The following is a 21323-nucleotide window of genomic DNA, read 5'->3' on the forward strand; positions in this document are numbered from 1 at the left end:
AATGGTGGGGGGAGATCACACTGAGTATCCGTTACAGCATCATCATTCCAACCTATAATCGACACCAGCAGTTGTTGCTCACACTCGCTTCATTTGAAACACAGACCTATCCGAAGCAGCATTTTGAAGTGATTGTGGCTGATGACGGCTCTACAGATGGAACGAGGGAAATGGTCGAAGGCTTCCAAGCTTCCTATCAGTTTAATTATGTATCCCATCCGGAACAACGCGGCCGATCTGCCATTAGAAATTTGGGGCTGCAGCATGCAAAAGGGCTATATATTATTTTCTGCGATGCTGACTTTTTGGTGTTGCCTGAATTCATCAGCACTGTGCGCCGCTATCACCGTAAATATCCCAAAGCCGTGCTTTCTGGTATCCCCCATTCGTGGGACGATGCTTACACCCATTACTACCCTGACTTTTCTCCGGAAGAAAAAGAACAGTTTCGCAATACAGTCTCACCATCCAGCTTATGGAATCCCGAATTTGAGATAGCAGCTGACATTATCCCGCTAATCACACCGGAAGATATCCTTCACCACACGGAGGCTTTGTCAAAAGTTGTTTTCACCACAAAGGTTCCACCCGATACGAGACAGCAGTTTGCCAAAACGGATATAGCTCCCTGGATGTTGCTCGTCACTCGTTGCGTGGCCATACGGCGCAGCCAGTTGACTCGTATCGGAGGTTTTAATGAACAGTTTGTGCTCTATGGGCTTGAAGACTGGGACCTTGGCTATAGGCTGCATCGGTTGAAAATCCGTTTTCGCAGCATCAAGGAGGTTATTGGATATCACCAGGAGCACCCAACCCACTTGCGAGGAAATGTTTTTAATACGGATAATCTGAGGATCATGTATAAACAATACGGCTTCAACGACTCCTCTTTGAATTTATTCGCCCTCGTACCTCCATCTGAGGATTTAGAGAAATACAAAGAGACGCTGCGCATCTTACGCAGAGGATTCCGCTCTAAGCTGACACGCTCCTCAGCAGTCATGTTGAGAAGAACACTACGGATTGCGGCAAAGAAATTCTATTATCAAAACAATCCCCTAAAGCGCCAAAGGTCATTATTCAGGATAGAAAAGAAAGCAAGAGGCCGAAAAAGCCAAGTCGCCCATGTTCTACGGGAAATGCTGGTGAAAACTCAAAAGCTGGGACAGTGACATTGGCTCTTTTTCAAGGTGCAAGTGGGACTTTTCGCAGCTCGCTTTGTTTGGTTGAATAAAAAAGACACCTTGCGGGGTGTCTTCATTTATTATCGGAAGGAGAGGTATAACAAGGCCACCTTGGAGCCAGTGAAACCAGAATCTGTTACACCGATAATATTGTTTCCGTCGATACAAATGTAAGTGAGCTGCTGTTCGTTGGGTTTAGCTACATAATATTGTGCAGAAAAATTTTTTTATTTAAGAGGTTATGGCACTTTTTCAGAGGGCCTGGTGTTATAGAGATATACAGCTTGAGGAGGTGTTATCAACGTCGGATGATGTGATGGACTCCAGAGAATTGGAGCAGTTGATCCTCGGGATTCAGAGAGGGAATAGCGGACAGTATGCTCTCATTGTCAGAGCTTTTCAGCAGCCCATCTACGGCTATTGCTGTCGTCTGCTGGGGAACAGGCAGGATGCTGAGGACGCGGTTCAGGAAATACTGGTGAAGGCGTATCAGGCGATTCATCAGTACAAGCCTACTGTACAGTTCTCGGCTTGGCTGTATCGGATTGCCTATAATCATTGCCTGAATCTGCTGCGCAGGCGCAGGCTGCTGCGCAGGCGCAGGCTGCACCGTCAGGTGATGCAGATTTTTCGGCCGGAGACAGTTGTGGGGAGCCCCGAACAAGAACTGGATGACCGGCTTTACAAACCCTCTTTGGCAGCGGCATTGGCCAAGTTATCGCTGGAGGAACGTAATCTCTTGATTTTGCGGGTATTCGAGGAGAAGAGTTATGCGGAAATGAGTGAGATCCTGAAGATCAGCCCGAATGCGCTGAACAAAAGAATGAACCGCATCAAGCAGAAAGTGAAGCAGGTCATGGAATCGGAGGAGGAAAAGCTGTGGGACGAACCGCAATCAGCCATGAATACCAAGATATAATCAAAGCCTCAGCCGGTCGAAATCCGGTGGAGGCGATTGATGTAGAAACGCAAGTGATGGAACGGGTAGAGCGGCTTGGACTGGCACGCACTCACCCTGGCGCGTGGAAGGGAAAACTGCGCCAACCTACAGCATTGTTCAGTCTGCTTATGGTATTCCTGCTGCTCTCCGTGACAGCGTATGCTGCTGCGGAATATATTCAGATCCGTAACAGCAGAGGCGAGGTGAAGGTGCAGTACATGGAGCCGGAGCCAGTGCAACAAACGGGCCATTTGGTGAATAACAAGCTTAGGCAGCAGATGGAGGCTAAAACACTCGCTTTTGCTAAACCGGGTGAATTAATTGGTTACTATGTCAAAGAGGATGCGGCAAAAGAAGCGGCGGAAGCGTTGAAATTTGTGCATAAGGAACAGCGCCTAACCGCCTATGCGGATTTCTCCGCAGAGATTCGCCGAACCGGAGCACCTATGCTGCCGGAAGCGCCGGAGGGATACTCTTTTCAAAATGGTACCGTTGAACCCGACTTTCCGTATAATTCGCCTATGATGCAGCAGGAACTATACCTGGGAACGCTCAATGAGCTGCGCACTCAAGCGGAACAAGCGACCGGAGGGCAGCAATTGTTCATGAAATCCGTGCCGTGGACAAGTCCGATTTCGGTCAGTGCCTCGTATGCGAAAGACGGCGGGTTCCTGGGGATTTCCGCTCACATGATGCACGGCGGAGACATGAGGGTATGGCAGGGAGCGGAAGAGCAGGCGAACAAAATTACTGTAGCCGGAACAGACGTCATCGTCAATACCATGGGAATAGGGTCGGATAAGCAGCATAACTACCTGACCTGGTATAACGAAAAGTATGATGCATATTTTACGGTTACCAGTTACGGCGACAAAACCCTAAGCGAGGAAAAACTATTGAAGCTTGTGGCAGAATTATTGCAGTAAGCAGCTTTTGAGAATCCAGTTACCCACGTAAAAAGACACCCGGAGAGGTGTCTTTTGTTTACTCCATATGGAGCCAAGGCATGGACTAGTAAATCGACGGGCCGCGCTTCCCCCGTTAGATTTTTTCGTGAAAGGTTCTGTTAATGACATCAAGCTGCTGCTCTCTCGTCAGTTTAATGAAATTAACCGCATAACCTGACACTCGTATCGTGAGCTGCGGATACTCCTCCGGATGCTCCATCGCATCAAGCAAGGTTTTGGTGTCAAACACATTTATATTGAGATGGTGGCCATCCTTGGCTGTATACCCGTCAAGCAGCGCGGTCAGATTATGGATTCGATCCTGTTCGTTCTTCCCAAGAGCACCCGGAATAATCGAGAATGTATTCGATATGCCATCCAAGGCGTACTCATACGGAAGCTTTGCTACAGAGTTTAATGATGCAATCGCACCTTTCTTGTCTCTGCCATGCATCGGATTCGCTCCCGGGGCGAATGGCTCGCCCTTCTTTCTCCCATCCGGGGTATTCCCGGTCAACTTCCCATATACGACATTGGAGGTAATCGTCAGTACAGACATCGTGGTTTTTGCCTGCCTGTATGTTGAGTGTTTCTTCAACTTGCGATAAAACCGCTTGACGAGGTCAATCGCGATCTCATCGGCACGGTTATCGTTATTGCCGTAAGCAGGATATTCCCCCTCAACGATATAGTCGACAGCAAGACCGTTCTCATCCCGAACCGGGCGAACGCCTGCATATTTTATGGCACTGAGCGAATCGGTGACGACCGACAGTCCTGCAATCCCTGTCGCCATTGTCCGCATTGTTTCCTGATCGTGAAGCGCCATCTCAATGCGTTCATAACAGTATTTATCGTGCATGTAGTGAATTACATTCAAGGTGTTGATATAGAGTTCTGCCAGCCATTCCATCGTATGGTCGAAAGCGGCCATCACTTCGTCAAAGTCCAGCTTGTCCGACAGAATCGGCCGCATGGGCGGGGCAATCTGCACCTTCATCTGCTCATCCATACCGCCGTTAATCGCATACAGCAGCGCTTTGGCCAGATTCGCCCGAGCGCCGAAATATTGCATTTGCTTCCCGATCCGCATAGCGGACACACAGCAGGCAATCCCGTAATCATCACCAAAATAAGTCCGCATTAAATCATCATTCTCATATTGAAGAGAGCTGGTCTGAATCGTCATGCGCGCACAATATTCCTTGAACTTCTGCGGGAGCCGGGTGGACCAGAGTATGGTCAAATTGGGTTCCGGCGATGGACCGAGCGTCTCAAGCGAATGCAGGAATCGAAAGGTGGTTTTTGTAACTAACGGGCGACCGTCCAGACCAATACCTCCAAGCGACTCGGTCACCCATGTCGGATCGCCACTGAACAGTGAGTTATATTCAGGTGTCCTTGCAAATTTCACCATGCGCAGCTTCATGACAAAATGATCGACGAGCTCCTGTGCCTCTTGCTCCGTTAACTTCTCCTTCTTCAGGTCACGCTCTATATAAATGTCCAGAAAGGTGGAGGTGCGGCCAAGGCTCATAGCAGCCCCGTTCTGCTCCTTGATTGCGGCAAGATATCCGAAGTACAGCCATTGAAAAGCTTCCTGCGCGGTCTCCGCCGGCTTGGTAATATCGAATCCATAGCTGGCCGCCATCTGCTTCAGCTCTGAAAGGGCGCGAAGCTGCTCAGCGATTTCTTCACGTGCCCGAATTACATCTTCAGTCATCGTGTGTTCGTCGAAGAAGGAGAGCTCGTTTCTTTTGCATTTAGCAAGAAAATCCGTACCGTATAAGGCTACGCGCCGGTAATCGCCGATAATTCGCCCCCGGCCATACGCATCCGGAAGCCCTGTAATAATGCCGGCTTTTCTGGCGAGACTCATGGCAGGCGAATAACCGTCAAATACACCTTGATTGTGAGTTTTCCGGTAAGTGGAGAAAATATGCTCGATTTCCGGGTCCAGCTCATAACCGTAGGATTCACAAGCATTTTTGGCCATTCGGATGCCGCCGTAAGGCTGAAGAGCCCGCTTGAACGGTTTGTCCGTTTGAAGACCCACGATTACCTCAAGCTCCTTATTCAAATAACCGGGTTCATGCGAAGTTATGCTGGAAACCACCTCTGTATCCATATCCAGGACTCCGCCTTGGTCACGTTCTTGCTTGGCGAGCTCTATGAACTGCTCCCAGAGCTGTTGCGTGGCTTCCGTTATCCCCGCCAGAAAAGACGCATCCCCTTCATAGGGTTCGTAGTTGAGCTGGATGAACTGGCGGACATCGATTTCTTCCTGCCAATTTCCTGATTTAAAACCTTCCCATGCCTGCATCGTGATGCTTCCTCCTTTATTCCATTGTCATGGTTATGGACTGTGCTTAGTATGATCCATCTTGGTAAATATATAGAAGGTACATCAATGGGTAGTATGGGGGATATCGCCACTTTTCACACGGGTCTAAACGGTAGAGGCTGGGAACGGGGATAATAACCCGAATGCAGGTAAAACTGTACTTGTTAAAAACGAGTACAATGTCAGGGAGGGAAAATGATGGCTGTTACAGAAAGCCAAGCAGGAGGCAACGAGAGCATCACCGATAAGAAGCTTACCGCACAGGATGAGGTCAACCGTCTGGTTACACGTGCCAGGGCTTCGCAAGAAGCATACCTGTCCATGAATCAAGAGCAGATCGACCGCATTGTGCAAGCCATGGCACTCGCAGGACTGGATAAGCATATGCTGCTCGCCAAGATGGCGGTTGAAGAAACTGGACGCGGCGTATACGAAGATAAAATCACGAAAAACCTTTTTGCATCAGAATACATTTATAACAGCATCAAAAATAACAAAACCGTCGGGATTATTGAAGAAAATCTTTATGAGAATTTCCAGCGGGTAGCCGAACCGGTTGGCATTATAGCTGGAGTAACGCCTGTTACGAATCCGACCTCTACGACAATCTTTAAAACACTGATCGCCACGAAGACGCGAAATCCCATCATTTTTGCTTTTCATCCTTCCGCGCAGAAATGCAGCAGCGAATCGGCAAAAACGCTGCTGGAGGCAGCCGTAGCAGAAGGAGCGCCGCCTCACTGTGTACAGTGGGTCGAGAATCCGTCGCTCGAAGCGACACAGCTGCTCATGAACCATCCAGATGTAGCCTTGGTCCTCGCCACGGGTGGTTCAGCCATGGTAAAGGCCGCCTATAGTACTGGTAAACCTGCACTTGGCGTCGGACCCGGAAATGTACCTTGTTTTATTGAGAAAACAGCCGACCTCAGACAAGCGGTCACCGATCTTATTCTTTCCAAAACATTCGATAACGGGATGATCTGTGCTTCTGAGCAAGCCCTCATCATCGAGGAACCGGTGTATGATCAGGTCCGCAAATTGATGACGGACAACGGCTGCTATTTTTTAGATCAAACGGAAACAGAAGCGGTCTCAGGTTTGGTAATCACCGGGGAGAAATGTGCGGTCAATGGCGCTATTGTCGGTCAGTCCGCTTACAAAATTGCCGAGATGGCCGGTATTCAAGTCCCTGAGCACACGAAAATTCTTATTGCCGAATTAGAGGGTGTGGGAACGGACTTCCCGTTATCCGCTGAGAAACTGAGCCCAGTTCTGGCCTGTTATAAGGTAACCTCTGCCGAACAAGGCATTGATCGTGCAGCGGAAATCGTTACTTTTGGCGGGCTGGGACACTCTTCTGTCATTCACTCTAAGGACAATAAGGTGATTGAGGCCTTCGCGGAAAGGTTACAGACCGGACGTGTGATTGTCAATTCTCCTTCAACACAGGGGGCTATCGGCGATATTTACAACACCAATCTACCGTCACTCACCTTAGGCTGCGGATCTTACGGCAAAAACTCAACCACCTCCAATGTAACTGCAGTGAACCTGATCAATATCAAACGTGTCGCCTACCGGAGGGTAAATATGCAGTGGTTCAAAATTCCGCCTAGGATCTACTTTGAAAAAGGGTCCACACAGTATCTTGAGAAAATGCCTAACATCTCCAAGGTGCTTATTGTTACGGACGCCATGATGGTTAAGCTCGGATACGTGGAAAAAATCGAATATTACTTGCGAAAACGAACTAATCCTGTTTCGGTTGAAATATTCGCTGATGTCGAGCCTGATCCGTCTGTAGAAACAGTGGAACGCGGAACCCGCATGATGGAAAACTTCCAGCCCGACTGCATCATTGCACTGGGGGGCGGCTCGCCCATGGATGCGGCGAAGGCGATGTGGCTCTTTTACGAATACCCGGATACCAGCTTCCATTCGCTAAAACAGAAGTTTCTGGACATCCGTAAACGGGTCTACAAATATCCGCGATTAGGGGTCAAAGCCCAATTCGTTGCGATCCCGACAACCTCAGGAACAGGCTCGGAGGTAACTTCGTTTGCGGTAATCACAGATAAAAAAGATGGACATACTAAATATCCGCTTGCGGATTATGAACTGACGCCAGACGTGGCAATCATTGATCCGGAGCTTGTGTATTCCCTGCCAAAAGTAGCGGTCGCAGATACAGGAATGGACGTGCTGACGCATGCCATTGAAGCCTACGTTTCCGTCATGGCCAGTGACTATACCGATGGATTGGCACTGCACGCCATTAAGCTGGTATTCCAGTACCTGGAGAAATCCTTCCATACGGCGGACCCGCTTGCCCGTGAGAAAATGCATAATGCGTCAACGATCGCAGGCATGGCTTTTGCCAACGCCTTCCTCGGCATCAACCACAGCTTGGCGCATAAATGGGGCGGTGAATACCATACGGCGCACGGGCGGACGAACGCGATTCTGATGCCGCATGTTATCCGGTATAATGCCCAGAAGCCGTCAAAATTTGCATCATTTCCGAAATATAACTATTTCATCGCCGATGAACGATATGCAGAAATCGCCAGAATACTGGGAATGGACGCCCGCACCACGGAAGAGGGTGTGAACAGCTTGATTATGGCTATCCGCAAGCTGAACCAATCCCTTGGCATTCCTGAGAAATTCCAGGATCTCGGCTTCGCTCCATCCGATTTCGAATCCAAAGTCGACTATCTGGCCGACCGCGCCTTCGAGGACCAATGCACAACAGCCAATCCCCGCATGCCGCTTGTCAAAGAAATTGCCGACATTTACCGGAATGCATTCTACGGCAGATTTTAATAATTGCTAAATAAGCCTCTCCTAAGAATGGTGGCACGAAACAACCACCAAAGGAGAGGCTTTTTGTATGAAAAGCAACTACCATCTCGCACTACAATCTGCTCAGAATCGGTTGCCTGTTCTTTCAGTTTTGTCCTTCGATGATCCCGCTCTCCAATGCTTTCTGGACGGCTTCTTCCTTGTTGCTTACTCCTAGCTTAATATAGGCCGAGGAGGCGTAGTTTCTGACCGTGCCGTCTGACAAATACAGCTTGGACGCTATCGTCTTGTACCGGAGCCCTTTGGCAACAAGCTGCAATATTTCTATTTCCCTGTTAGTCAGATCATAGTCGTTGGTGGCTTTCAATGGCGTTGAGTCGACGCTCTTATCGAGCTTCTTGAATATTTCGTGGGACATTCCTCGATCGATTAATGTACCGCCTCTGTGAACAAGCCGTATGGTATCGGCCAGCTCTAACGGTTCGGCTGATTTTAGCAGGAAGCCATCCGCACCACTGCGCAGTAAGTCCAACGCTTGCTCCGCATCCTGAAACGTCGTGATAATCAATACGCGAATATGCGGCCATTGCTGCTTGATCATTTTGGTTGCCTCGGCTCCATTCATGCGTGGCATATCCAAATCCATTAGCACTACGTGAGGCTGGAGGCGTCCGCACAGGTCGACGGCTTGTTCGCCATCCTCTGCCGAGCCGACTACCTTCAAGTCTTGGTACTTGTCGAGCAGCAACTGCAGACCTTCCCGGATAAAAGGTTGGTCGTCGACGATCATCAGCTGAATAAGGTCGTTCTCCATTTCCGCTTGTCGCGGCAACGTACAGGTGACAAGCGTACCGTCCCCTGGTTTCGTATAGACGAGCACTTGACCTTGCAAATTCATGGCCCGCTCCTTCATCGCGTTCATGCCGAAGCCCTCCTGCCATTCTTCCATCCCTCTTCCATTGTCGTGCACCTCCAATCTTGTATCTTGGTGCCCAAATTGCAAAGAAACGGTGATATCCGTCGCCTGACCGTGACGAACTGCATTCGTAAGCGACTCCTGCAAGCAGCGAATGAACGCCATTTTCGCTTGTCGGGACAGTCGGGACTCCTCTCCGAACGCAAGAAAGTTTACCTCGACCTGGGCATGCTCCTGAAATTCATCTCCAAGCTTTTGGAGAGACTGGACCAAGGAAAGCGACGGCTCTGAAGACTCCATTTGATGCAAGTAGCCCCTCACCTCCTCTATACTTTTGCGGCCCAACTCAAGCAAGGAATCCAGCCTCTGTATACCCTTTTCAGTAGCAAGCTCGGACCGGAACGCTTCCATTCCCATGATGATGGAAGTATATGCATGACCAACAGTATCGTGAAGCTCTCTCGACAGCCTGTTTCGTTCTTCTGCCAGCGTAATACGCTCGATTTGGGACATATATTGCTCAAGCACCGCGTTTTGCTTACGGATCGTTTCATTTTGCCGATGATTGACGGTCAATAAATGAAAAGCGAACCCCATCACATAAGCAAGTCCGTAGTAGATTACCATGATCCAATAACTGTAATTTGGCGAAACAACATAAAAAATTCCGGGTATTACCAGGACCGTTGCAGGTGCCGTCCAATGATAGGACAGACGAGCGCTATTCGCTGCGATCAGAAAGACGGATACAAGAAATGAAGGGAACGCTTCTGGAAACAACGAGGTTAAATGTACGCATAGCCCGCCAAAGAGCAGTATCTCTGTGAATAAATAATATTTGTAGTTAAGCTGCAAGCAAACCCAGGGAATGAAGAAAGCGGCAATCTCCCAAAAAATAACGATCCCTAAAGGCAGTACTAGACCTTCCTGAAATCTGATCGTCGTAAGAATGAGCGAAACGCTAGTAATAAGGCGGAGCCCAAGCATAATCCAATCATACCAAAACCATTTTTTGATCATTTCCAGCAATTCCTTCAACCCCTAAGCAGCTATCTGTTTTTTTCCTATAGTATTATAACCCAAACCTTTGAACAGTGTGTAATTGGCTGTTTACGCTCCGTCACCTGCATAAAGGTCGGCCAAAAATAGTTATCGGTCAAGCTGTTGAATCATGGTGCGCGTATAGCCTCCGAATGTTTTCGCCAACCGTTCACTCAACTTGACGCTTATTGCGGCAAGCACCGCTCCCAGAACCATGATAAGGAGTGATTTCGCAAAAGTATCTACTTGCATGAAAATGACATTCATATCGATGTATCGATACAAAATTGGTGCCAGCAGGAATGCAACAGGTGTTAAATAGAGAACGGCTACGCTGACGAGACTGACAAGTCCGATCACCAACTTCTGCATTAACCAAAAGACGGCGAGCCAATTGCGACGATCCGTTAGTTCTAATTTGGCATGAACCCAAATCGATGCATCCGTTGTTATTTTTTTGTCGTAAGGTGCTGTCGTAATATCTGTATAAATTTTCGTCTGCGTGCGTTCGAATTGGATGAAGGTTGTCGTAGTTCGCAATACTCGTGTAAATAGTGGAATACCGATTCCTATAAGTGAAAGACCTAAACTGAACGACAGTGCTACCATATAAAAGCAAAAGTAAAACAAGCCTGTAACGAAAGTTAATAATAAAAAACAACCATTTTGGATGAAACCTGATTTCATAAGGTTCATCACTCCTCTCCGTGAAATTGCGGTATTGTATGGTTTGGCTTCTTCCGTCAACAACGGTTTTCTATAGGTGAATCAGCTCCTCTTTAATAAATAGGCTGGTGCGGTTGCTTACTGCCCGATACTAACCGCACAGCTGTCATCTCCGCCAGTGACAACATGTCATCATTTTCTTTGTGATATGTTGTCACTGATAATACGAGCGAGCATTGCATGTCACATGAAATAGTGAAGATTTGTAACTAGCTTAAATGATTGTGAGTGAATGACAATTGGACTACTGAAGACGACCCCGTATGCTGGTATGCAGAAAGAGTCGTACTTCAAAAAAGTCCAAGAGGTGAATACCATGAACAATAGAAGGAAAATGATTTACGGTGGAGTTGCTGTAATGCTAAGTGCAGCGACTCTAACTGCAGGCTGCAGTAATGGACCAGCTGAAAAGTCGGATCAAATAGGAACAGCCCAAACCGTTGAGACCGCTCAAATATCTCAAAACAGTATTGCAAAATCACTTCAATTACAGGCGAAGCAACTGGAGACATCAGATCCAAAACAACCATTGGATGACTTAAAACCCCTAAAAGACATGATAGGGAAGGCAAATTATGTTGGTTTAGGGGAGGCTACTCACGGAAGTTCGGAGATTTTTATGATGAAGCATCGCCTCGTGAAGTATTTGGTCACTGAGCTAGGCTTTACGAATTTTGGGATTGAAGAGGATTGGGGCAACGGTTTGAAGTTGAACGAGTATATCCAAACGGGTAAAGGCAACCCTAGGGAGTTTTTGAAGCTGTTGTACCCAACGGATGAGATTGTCGCTATGGTAGAATGGATGCGGGAATACAACACTGATCCTGCAAATAAAAAGAAAATTCAATTCATCGGACTCGACTTAAAAATGCTGGATCAAAGTGTCTTCGATCAAGTGATCAACTATGTAAAGGAGCATCATCCTGATTTGCTGCCCGAAGTCGAGCAAAGCTACAAAGAGTTGTCATCGGTGGCAGGTAATCTACAGGAATATATGAAGCTGACTACTGAAGTGAAAGAAAAGCATATGGCGAATGCGCAAAAAGTAGTCAAACTACTTGAAGACAAAACGAAGTCGAATAATGAGACGGATTCACATGAGCTAGCTTGGGTGAAAGAGACGGCTAAGGTGATAGAGAATTTTACGAAGATGGTGATTCCGGCTGACTATCCGAGCATGGTGACGCTCCATGATCAGTTTCTAGCCGAGCACGCTGTTTGGGCTCAAGAAAAATTGGGCGGCAAAACGATGATTTGGGGGCACAATATTCACATCGCTAAAGGTGTTATCACTGAGAAGATGTATCCTAAAGTTGCCGGGGAGTTTCTGAAAGAACGTGTAGGTAATCAATATGTAGCCATTGGCTCCACCACCACGGAAGGCAAATTTACGGCATTTATATCACTCAGTGAAAATAAGATTGCGGCGGATACCATTCAGAAGAACGAGAACAGCTCTAATCATATGCTTGGACAAGTTCATTACGATCAGTTCCTGTTAGATCTTCGCAAATTGAATGGAGCGGCGCAGCAATGGGTAAACAAAAAGCAGCCATTCTTTGATGGCGGTGCACAGATCATTCCTAACGTACCGCAATATGATGATGATGTTTCCCTTCAGGAGCAATTCGACATTTTGGTTCATATTCAAAAAACGACCCCTTCACATATCAAGTAATCTGAAATAAAAGGACAATCCCTTAACTTGTTGTTACCAGGATGAGGGATTGTTTACGTTTGGCTTGCCGTTCTCCTCGATTGTCTTGGGGGCGTGCATCTCGTGAGATTCATGATTACAATGTCATATCTCTACGTTCAGTTTCGCCCTTAGTATCTTTATAAGCTCCTTTGCAGACTCAATGGCTTGTTCCAATGAATAGACTAATCGATCTGTCACTGAAATAATGTCTTCATGATCTTCTGGTGTGTCGAGCACTTTCTTAATATTAAGATTAGTCCACCTCATGTTCTCTGCTTGATTCATCAACCGAAGGATTGAACTTATCGAATAATGTGCCGTCCTTAAGGTCCGAATAATTTTCAATCGTTTTATTTCATTTTCTGTATATGCCCGGGAGCCATTGGAAAGTCTATGGACTGTTATTAATCCATTGCGTTCCCAATTTCGAATCACTTCAGTGGAGAGATCCAGAACCCGAGCAGTCTCTTTGCGTGTATACGTGTGAGTAGGTGTAGACTTTATTCCACATATCCACTGCTCCGAAAGTTCAATAGCTTCTAGCGCCCGGTTATATTCCTTTTCTAGATGGGACAAATAGGCTTGTGCATGTTCTAGTGCTTGAGTAAAATCTGCTTTACCGCTAGCTTCAACTATGGCTCTAGCCTTTGCCCGAATGAGCCCTTGAACAATTTCACAACGAAAAGCGATTCTAGCTATTTTTAGTTGAAATAAATGCAAGTCGGAATAAATACGGTAGCCATTCACACCTCTCGGAACAGCAGAGATATATCCCCATTCTTCATAAATCCGTACAGTATTGGGATGTACCCCGACAATTGCTGCAATTTCTTTGGTTTGGTACATCCCACAACCCTACTTCCACTTAAAAAATTTGAATGACCCAATCAAGCTGATCACAGTAACAATGCCTAGAATCAAAAATGGCACTGTCATCCCCTCGGTTTCTTTTCCTGTACTTACCAGCTTTAATAAATGAATCCCATGTGACAGGGGTAATATATCCATTATCCATTGAACGAAGCGTGGCATCACTTCATATGGAATGGTCGCACCTGAGAACAATAACATCGTAAAGTACGCAATAGAACTCCACATATTAGCTGCTTTTTGATCAGGTACGACACTGCCAATTAAAGTGCCAATACTGTACATGGCTAAAATAACAAAGGCATACACGCTCAAAAATATAAGCCAGGAGCCTACTATTTGATAATCAAAAAATAAATAATATACGAGAGTAACACCCGTAAATGAAACAAGGGCAGAGGAAAGCTGAATGATACCTTGGGCGAATAAAATCTGTAAAGGTGATACCGGTGTCACTTGGAACCGTTTCAGAATCCCCCGATGCCGGTAATCAGCAATGGTTAATGGTAGCCCCATTACGCCCGTTGCAAGCACACCAATAGTGATAACGGCTGCGTAAGATAATTCAAAATTAGATGAACCTGCCGATGCATCTTTACTAAGCACGTAACCAAACAAAGCCGCCAAAATGACCGGAAAGCATATACCGAAAATTAAAATATCAATGCCTTTCCATACCAGCTTACCTTCTATTTTCAAGAGCGTAAACATTGTGCTCATCCCCAGTATTCCTCCTCGCCGGCCAAAAATAAATATGCGTCTTCGAGCGTTGTTTTCCCGCTAACGACTAACGCTTCCTGAATAGTTCCATGAAAAACGGTTTGACCCTCCCGCAAAATTAATATCTCATCACATAATGCTTCAACCTCATCCATGTAATGAGATGTTAATACAATCGCCAAACCATTTTCCTTCATTGTTGCGAGCTGCTTCCACAGCATACGACGTGCCTTTGTATCAAGCCCTGTTGTCAGTTCATCCAAAAACACTAGTTTCGGTTCTGGAATTAGGGCAAGGAGTACGGCCAGCCGCTGTCGCTCCCCACCAGAAAGTAATTTAACCAGTTGCTGTTCCTTATCTGCCAGCCCAAAGGTTTGTAGTAAAGCAGGTAAGTCAGCCGTTGTTTTATAGAGTGATCGCCATTGTTCACATGCGTCGGAAACGGTTAGCTTATCTTGGAAATTGGTTTCTTGAAACTGCACCCCTACTTGTTCAAATATCTCCTTTCGATTGCGTATTGGTGACTTACCAATGATAACAAGCTCATCAAAAGTGCTCTTTTCAATACCAAGCACTGCAGCAATGGTTGAAGATTTCCCTGCCCCGTTCGCACCTAGTAATCCAAAGGCTTGCCCCGGCTTTACTTCAAAGCTAATGAGATCGACAGCCTTTTTCTGACCGTAAGTAACGGTTAAATTTCTAACCTGTAATACCATGTTCTAACCTCCTAAATAAGTCTTAGGACGTCAGTATAACAAATGGTCTATGGGGTGGTGTCTTACTGGAGGGTTTGAAAACCACGCAACTTGCTAAGATAGCTATCGTGAAATTGATTTTCTTAACTTATCCGGTATTGGGATATGCCTTATCGACTCTAACGGATGATACAGCAGCATCCATGGACCTGAAAAACGCATAACCTCCTTGATTTTTTGACGGTAAACCGGTGTATAACAATGAATAGAACACTTCGCACAAGCCGTTTTCTCTTCACCGAATTTGCAGTGGGATAGTCTTTTCATAGCATACTCATTTAAGTTCTGACATTCGCCACAGAGCTCTTTTTTATGATGTTTTTTCTTACAATATATACGGATCATTTTTGAAACAATAACTTTTTCTTTGCGGATTTTAGGGCCATCGTTCAACTGCTGCTCTGCTTCTGTTCTCATATAATGAAGCCTCCTTGACTTTTAATTGGGCTGCTCGAGATTTAGCAACTATACATAGTGAGCGGAACAGTGTCTCTCCACTTGGCCGTTATCTGATTTCGAGAACCGTAGCGGACGTTTCGTACCTTTTCCATTTCGATCAACCTCACTTGATTTATATGATCCTATTTTAGCAGAACGATTTCACTATGGGCGTAACTCTAAAATCTCACTTCACCGTTTTGTTGAATGAATTCCTCGCTTGAACTAAATCCTACTACTGAATGAGGATAACGGCTTTTGCCCATGCTGGGCGTACCCATACAAAAAAGCGACCAATGAAGGTCGCTTTTTCTCATACATCATAGGAGCCGAACCGTGAATAAGAAAACTCACAATTCACGGCCCTTCGATAAGTGTTAGTTCAATGAATCTAAGAGATCCTTAATCTGTGGATTAAGGGATAATGTATTCAGAATAATCGTTATTGCTTCCGCACGTGTAGCCTTACCATGAGGATTAAAGGTACCATCGTTCATCCCATTGACAATACCCGCTTTAGCTATATCCTTAATGGCTTGGGCAGCATAGGAGCTTGCATTGGATAAATCCGTAAAATTGCCCCTGGAATCATCTTTGTTCACATCACTCAAGTTTACAATACGTGATACAAGAACAGCTATTTCTTCACGGCTGATCGCTTGGTTCGGCCGGAATGTTCCGTCTCCATAACCACTAAGAACCCCTGCACCAACCAGCTCTTCAATCGCTTCTTTTGCCCAATGACTGCTAATATCACTCACAGCAACTGAATGGCCAGTAGTAGCGCTCATATCAAATACCCGGGAGATAAGCATTGCGAACTCCGCACGTGTGATATTGCCATTAGGCTTAAACTGTCCGTTCTCATAGCCGCGGATAAAATTAAGATTTACGAAAGTATCTATTGTCTTTTCGGCCCAGTGTCCTTTACTATCAGCCAAATCATTCTTAACACCCGCTTTGATAGCCTCTGCTACCTTAGACCCGATAGCTGAAACTAAGCCCACTTCATCAATAATACTGCTGTTGAATGCATTATCAGCTGGTGTTGGTGTTACTGTCGGTGTCGGTGTCGGTGTCGGTGTCGGTATTACTGTTGGTTTTGGTGTTGGTTCACTGGGTGGCACGACTAGCGCCACAGCATTGGAAGCTGCAGAGGCTGTACCACTACCCAGAGCATTTACCGCCTTCACCGTAAAGGTATATGTGACTCCGTTGGTCAGTCCCTCTACCGTAATCGGACTTGCTGTGCCCACTGCCGAGATATTTCCCGGCGAGGATATAACTTCATAATTCGTTATCGGACTGCCTCCATTAACTGACGGTATATCGAAGCTAATCGTAGCTTGCCCATTGCCAGCTGTTGCCGACACATTTGTTGGAGATGCTGGAACGGTGACAGGTATTGCACTCACTTCATTGGAAGCAGCACTGTCTCCCCCCGGATTCGTTGCCTTAACAACAAAATAGTAAGGGGTACCATTTTCCAACCCTGTTACATCATAGCTGTATGTTGAACTGCTTACCGTAGCTTCTTCCGCTCCATAAGCCCCGGAAGTCGTACTTTTGTAAATTTTATAACCTGTGGAGCCGTCAATTGAATTCCAAGTAAGGCTTACTTTCGAATTACTCGCCGTAACAGGCAGTAGTACAGGTGCTCCTGGCACTGGAACTTGCGGCGTTGCGCTGACTTCATTTGAGCTACCGCTTGAACCTCCAGGGTTGCTTGCCTTGACAACGAATTTATACGTTGTTCCGTTGGTCAGGCCTGTTACCGTGTAGGTGTAGGTTGCACCACTCACTGTTGCTACAGGGGTAGGATCGTAGGAATCCCCAGCAGTTCGCGAGTACAGAGCGTAGCCGGCTGCTCCTTGAGCACCATTCCAGCTTAGTGTCGCTTGTCCATCACCGGCTGCCGCCGCAAGTCCTGTTGGTGCTGCCGGGGCTGGCATCTGCGGAATAGCACTGACTTCATTTGAGCTACCGCTTGAGCCTCCGGCATTGGTTGCCTTGACAACGAAATTGTACGTTGTTCCGTTGGTCAGGCCTGTTACCGTGTAGGTGTAGGTTGCACCACTCACTGTTGCTACTGGGGTATGATCATAGGAATCCCCAGCAGTTCGCGAGTACAGAGCGTAATCGGCTGCTCCTTGAGCACCATTCCAGCTTAATGTCGCTTGTCCATCACCTGCTGTCACCGTGAGTCCTGTCGGTGCTGCCGGGGCTGGCATCTGCGGAATAGCACTGACTTCATTTGAGTAAGCACTATTGACGTTATTTTTACTAGATTTAACCGCAAAATAATAGGTTTCCCCGTTCGTCAGTCCTGCAATTGTTGCAGTTGTTCCAGTGAGATTGGCTACCGGAGTGACGTCATATACACCTGGTGCAGATCCTTGATAGACGTCATAGCTCGTTGCATTCGATACGCCGCTCCAGTTCAACGTCACTTGGCTGTCTCCTGCTGTAGCCGTTAATCCAGTTGGCGCTGACGGAATATCGGAGTACAATGCAAACTCAGTAATATCCGGGAAAAGTGACCACGCTGTAATCGTTACCTTCACATATCGTGCACTGACAGGTTGAGGTAATGTTCTAGAGAGCTTAACATTCGTATTTCCGGACACTGTATCTACTTCTGCCCACGTTAAATCATCATTGCTTATTTCAAGCTTGATCGCGCTATTGTACCGACTAGTCAATGTTTCTACAGCGTACTTATTAAATTGTGTTACTGAACCTAAGTCAACCTTAAGCCAAGGAGGTGTACTTGTATTTGCCGGTCCCCATTCCGATCCTGAATTGCCGTCAACTGCATAGCTTGCATAAGCATAGCCACCCCATACACTACTGGCTGTTGCTGTTTTATTTAATGCTAAGTTAGTGCTGCTGGCGCCTGCATACACAGGAATCGTTCCTGCAAGAATAAATAATGCCAATAACAAAACCATACTTCTTTTAATCATATACCTCTTTCACTCACCCTTCTAGTTTTCAATGATAATGGTCTTCTTTATGAGGCATCCTGCTCTCCCACATAAGATTCTCCATAATTCGACATAAAGTGATTTTATCAGATAATCCCAATAAAATCCTTATAAAATACGTATATCAAAAAATAAAATGTTTGGTAGATCACCATAGCACCATAGGCAAGAGAGATAGCAATATTCATCTGAAGTGGAAGGGTGTATTAAGCTAGAAAAAGACTCAATATTTTGTTGTTTTTTTCTTAAATATGGGGTTATAGACTAACTGAAACTATCTTATAATAAAATTGGGATTGGATATTATACCCATTTGTGAACGCGCGTTTACAAAGGGCCAGTTAACCACTTTAATAGGAGGAATGGTTATGCAATATGGTTATTTTGATGAAAAGAATAAAGAATATCTCATTACAAAACCGAATACCCCTGCACCTTGGGCGAACTACCTAGGATCGCCGGAATACGGCGCCATCATTTCTGGCAACGCAGGAGGCTATAGCTTTGTAAAATCTGGAGCAAACGGGCGGCATATAAGGTACCACTTCAACTCCAAGGACGAACCGGGACGCTACATTTACGTGAGAGATCTGGAGAACGGGGATTATTGGTCCGGCTCCTGGCAGCCGGTGGGCAAGGATCTGGAACAGTACAAATCTGTGTGCCATCATGGAACCGGATACACGAACATCGTCTCGGATTATGACAACATTCATACAGAATCATTATATTACGTGCCGCTGAACAGATCCTACGAAGTATGGCGCATGAAGGTCCGCAATGATGGCTCCAAGGCCCGGAAGCTGGCACTCTTCGGATTTGTCGAATTCACCAACGATAACAATTACGAACAGGATACCGTGAACCTTCAATACACTTTGTTCATTTCACGGACCTATTACAACAACAATAAGATTCTGCAAGTGATCAACGAAAACACACCCGAGGAGCAAAGCTGGAGATTTTTCGGCGCTGCAGGTGCGGAGGTAACCGCCTACGATGGCGACCGGGATACATTTCTCGGCGATTACCGCAGTTACGGCAATCCGTCCTCCGTGGAAAAGGGCCAATGTGCCAATTCGCTGAACTATAACACCAATGCCTGCGGTGCCCTGCAGATCAACGTGGATTTGCAGCCAGGAGAAGAGAAGGAAATTGTATATCTCCTCGGACAGTATGACGAGAAAGGCGCGTCCGAAATTCTTAGCCATTATAAAGATTTGTCCGTTGTTGACAAGGAGCTCGAAGAGCTGAAGACATTCTGGCACAGCAAGCTTAACCGTTTTCAGGTCCAGACGCCAAGCGAAAATCTCAACAACATGATCAACACTTGGAATGCATATCAATGCTTCATCACTTTCATCTGGTCACGTGCGGCCTCCTTCCAATACTCCGGTCTGCGTAACGGACTCGGCTATCGGGATACCGTGCAGGATATTCAAGGCATCATTCATCTGGACCATGAGATGGCTCTTGAGCGTCTGCGGCTGATGATCTCGGCTCAGGTCTCCAACGGCGGCGGTCTGCCGCTCGTAAAATTTAACCATAACCCCGGACATGAGGGCACGCCCGACGATCCGGAATACGTGCGTGAGACCGGTCATCCTCATTATCGTGCCGACGATGCCTTATGGCTATTCCCGACCACCATCAAGTATTTGAATGAAAGCGGTAACTGGGACTTCACGGATGAAGTGATTCCCTATTCAAACCAAGGCGAAGCCACGGTTTACGAGCATCTGCGCCAAGCCCTTCAATTCAGCCTGGATCGAATGGGTGCCCACGGTATGCCGGTCGGTCTTCATGCGGACTGGAACGATTGTCTGCGTCTTGGAGCTAAGGGAGAGTCACTATTCGTCGCCTTCCAACTGTACATGGCCTTCAAAGTTTTCATTGAAATCGCACAAAATAAAAGCAAGCCTGACGACGTAGTGTGGGCACAGTGCCTGCTCGATGAGCTCGATGAAAACATTCAGAAGCATGCTTGGGAGAATGATCAATTTGTCCGCGGCTTTACAGAGGATAACTATACGATCGGCTCCTGGGAGAACGATGAGGCAAAAATCTGGCTGAATCCGCAAAGCTGGTCCGTACTAAGCGGTGCCGCCCGCCCGGATCAGGCGAAGCTCTCCATGGACAAAGTGTACGAGAATCTGCGTACCGATTATGGCACCATGCTATTCTATCCGCCATTCCGGAAATATGGTTTGCCCGTAGCACTGATGGCCCTTTTCAACCCGTCAACCAAAGAAAATGCCGGCATCTTTAGCCAGCCGCAGGGATGGCTCATTCTGGCGGAAACGATGATCGGCAACGGTGAACGTGCGTTCGAGTATTTCTTGAACTGCAGCCCGGCTAGCATGAACGATAAAGCCGAAATCCGCAAACTTGAGCCTTACGTACATGGTCAGTTCGTTGAGTCTAAAGATAGCCCCTATCAAGGCCGGGCACATGTCCACTGGCTCACCGGAACTGCCTCGACCGTGATGGTCTCTCTAGTGGAGGGCATCATGGGAGTACAACCGCAGATCGATGGCCTTCGGATCAATCCGTGCGTGCCCTCCGACTGGACAGACTTCTCCATGGTGCGGGAATTCCGGGGATTGAAGCTGAACATTCAGGTGGAGAACAAGAACAGCGTACAAAAAGGAGTTACCCATATCGTCATTAACGGTGAGCAAATTCAAGGTAACCTAATTCCTCTCACCAAAATGCAGGCAGAAAACACCGTACGGGTTATCATGGGGTAAGACCTTTTAATAAGGATAAACAAGTGCCCTTATAGTTAAAAAAACAGCGGCAGTCCAGGACTTTGTTCTCGCGTCCAGGGTTGCCGCTGTTTGTATTATTGGATCAGTTTGGTCACTGACTTTATATTTCGTTTTTTACATAGTTTTTGCAATGTTGAGCTATAACCTCTTGATCAGAATCACTGATCATTAAGGACCTTG

The 21323-nt window shown here is 46.7% G+C and carries 14 protein-coding genes; 6 read left to right on the forward strand and 8 right to left on the reverse strand.

Annotated features, from left to right (window positions below; translation table 11 throughout):
- The first annotated feature begins 20 nt into the window (after positions 1-20).
- The 3 genes from A3844_RS11430 (at position 21) to A3844_RS11440 (ending at position 3050) form a co-directional block, all read left to right on the forward strand.
- Positions 21-1172, forward strand: coding sequence for a glycosyltransferase (locus A3844_RS11430; RefSeq protein ID WP_074107472.1), 1152 nt, complete (start codon positions 21-23; stop codon positions 1170-1172).
- 253 nt (positions 1173-1425) lie between these two features.
- On the forward strand, positions 1426-2103 hold the full coding sequence (locus A3844_RS11435) for an RNA polymerase sigma factor (protein WP_244169751.1): 678 nt from the start codon (positions 1426-1428) through the stop codon (positions 2101-2103).
- Positions 2064-3050, forward strand: coding sequence for a hypothetical protein (locus tag A3844_RS11440; RefSeq protein ID WP_074107474.1), 987 nt, complete (start codon positions 2064-2066; stop codon positions 3048-3050). The genes A3844_RS11435 and A3844_RS11440 overlap by 40 nt, the downstream gene beginning before the upstream one ends.
- A 115-nt stretch (positions 3051-3165) precedes the next feature.
- Here A3844_RS11440 and pflB read toward each other — a convergent pair whose 3' ends face one another.
- Entirely contained in the window at positions 3166-5394 is a 2229-nt protein-coding gene (pflB, locus tag A3844_RS11445) for a formate C-acetyltransferase (protein WP_074107475.1), read from the reverse strand.
- A gap of 219 nt (positions 5395-5613) precedes the next feature.
- Here pflB and adhE point away from each other — a divergent pair, with 219 nt between their 5' ends.
- Positions 5614-8241: a bifunctional acetaldehyde-CoA/alcohol dehydrogenase gene (gene adhE, locus A3844_RS11450; RefSeq protein WP_074088754.1), complete on the forward strand. Its 2628-nt coding sequence runs from the start codon at positions 5614-5616 to the stop codon at positions 8239-8241.
- A 124-nt stretch (positions 8242-8365) separates the two neighbouring features.
- Here the strand turns inward: adhE and A3844_RS11455 are convergent, their stop codons facing one another.
- Both A3844_RS11455 and A3844_RS11460 read right to left on the reverse strand, forming a co-directional pair.
- Positions 8366-10165 carry a helix-turn-helix transcriptional regulator gene (locus A3844_RS11455; RefSeq protein WP_074107476.1) on the reverse strand — a complete coding sequence of 600 codons (1800 nt, stop codon included), beginning with the start codon at positions 10163-10165 and terminating at the stop codon, positions 8366-8368.
- Between the two features lie 120 nt (positions 10166-10285).
- Positions 10286-10864 carry a sensor domain-containing protein gene (locus A3844_RS11460; RefSeq protein ID WP_074103331.1) on the reverse strand — a complete coding sequence of 193 codons (579 nt, stop codon included), beginning with the start codon at positions 10862-10864 and terminating at the stop codon, positions 10286-10288.
- Between the two features lie 355 nt (positions 10865-11219).
- On the opposite strand from A3844_RS11460, the gene A3844_RS11465 reads away from it, so the two are divergent.
- Complete coding sequence (locus A3844_RS11465; protein WP_074107477.1) at positions 11220-12581, forward strand: erythromycin esterase family protein; 1362 nt, start codon at positions 11220-11222, stop codon at positions 12579-12581.
- 123 nt (positions 12582-12704) lie between these two features.
- Here the strand turns inward: A3844_RS11465 and A3844_RS11470 are convergent, their stop codons facing one another.
- The 5 genes from A3844_RS11470 to A3844_RS11490 form a co-directional block, all read right to left on the reverse strand.
- A complete protein-coding gene (locus tag A3844_RS11470) occupies positions 12705-13448 on the reverse strand; it encodes a MerR family transcriptional regulator (protein WP_074107478.1) in 744 nt (247 codons plus the stop codon).
- A gap of 9 nt (positions 13449-13457) precedes the next feature.
- A complete protein-coding gene (locus A3844_RS11475; protein ID WP_074107479.1) occupies positions 13458-14192 on the reverse strand; it encodes an ABC transporter permease in 735 nt (244 codons plus the stop codon).
- Positions 14189-14908, reverse strand: a complete 720-nt coding sequence (locus tag A3844_RS11480) for an ABC transporter ATP-binding protein (protein ID WP_074107480.1) — start codon at positions 14906-14908, stop codon at positions 14189-14191. The genes A3844_RS11475 and A3844_RS11480 overlap by 4 nt, the downstream gene beginning before the upstream one ends.
- Positions 14909-15010: 102 nt before the next feature.
- Positions 15011-15364, reverse strand: a complete 354-nt coding sequence (locus A3844_RS11485; RefSeq protein ID WP_074107481.1) for a nitrous oxide-stimulated promoter family protein — start codon at positions 15362-15364, stop codon at positions 15011-15013.
- Between the two features lie 398 nt (positions 15365-15762).
- A complete protein-coding gene (locus A3844_RS11490; RefSeq protein WP_083606812.1) occupies positions 15763-18351 on the reverse strand; it encodes a fibronectin type III domain-containing protein in 2589 nt (862 codons plus the stop codon).
- Positions 18352-18740: 389 nt separating this feature from the next.
- Between A3844_RS11490 and A3844_RS11500 the strand changes: the two genes are divergently transcribed.
- Complete coding sequence (locus A3844_RS11500; RefSeq protein WP_074107482.1) at positions 18741-21122, forward strand: glycoside hydrolase family 94 protein; 2382 nt, start codon at positions 18741-18743, stop codon at positions 21120-21122.
- Positions 21123-21323: the final 201 nt, after the last annotated feature.

Origin of the sequence: Paenibacillus helianthi, assembly GCF_001909055.1 — a bacterium.
GTDB classification, from domain to species: Bacteria; Bacillota; Bacilli; order Paenibacillales; family Paenibacillaceae; genus Paenibacillus_AQ; species Paenibacillus_AQ helianthi.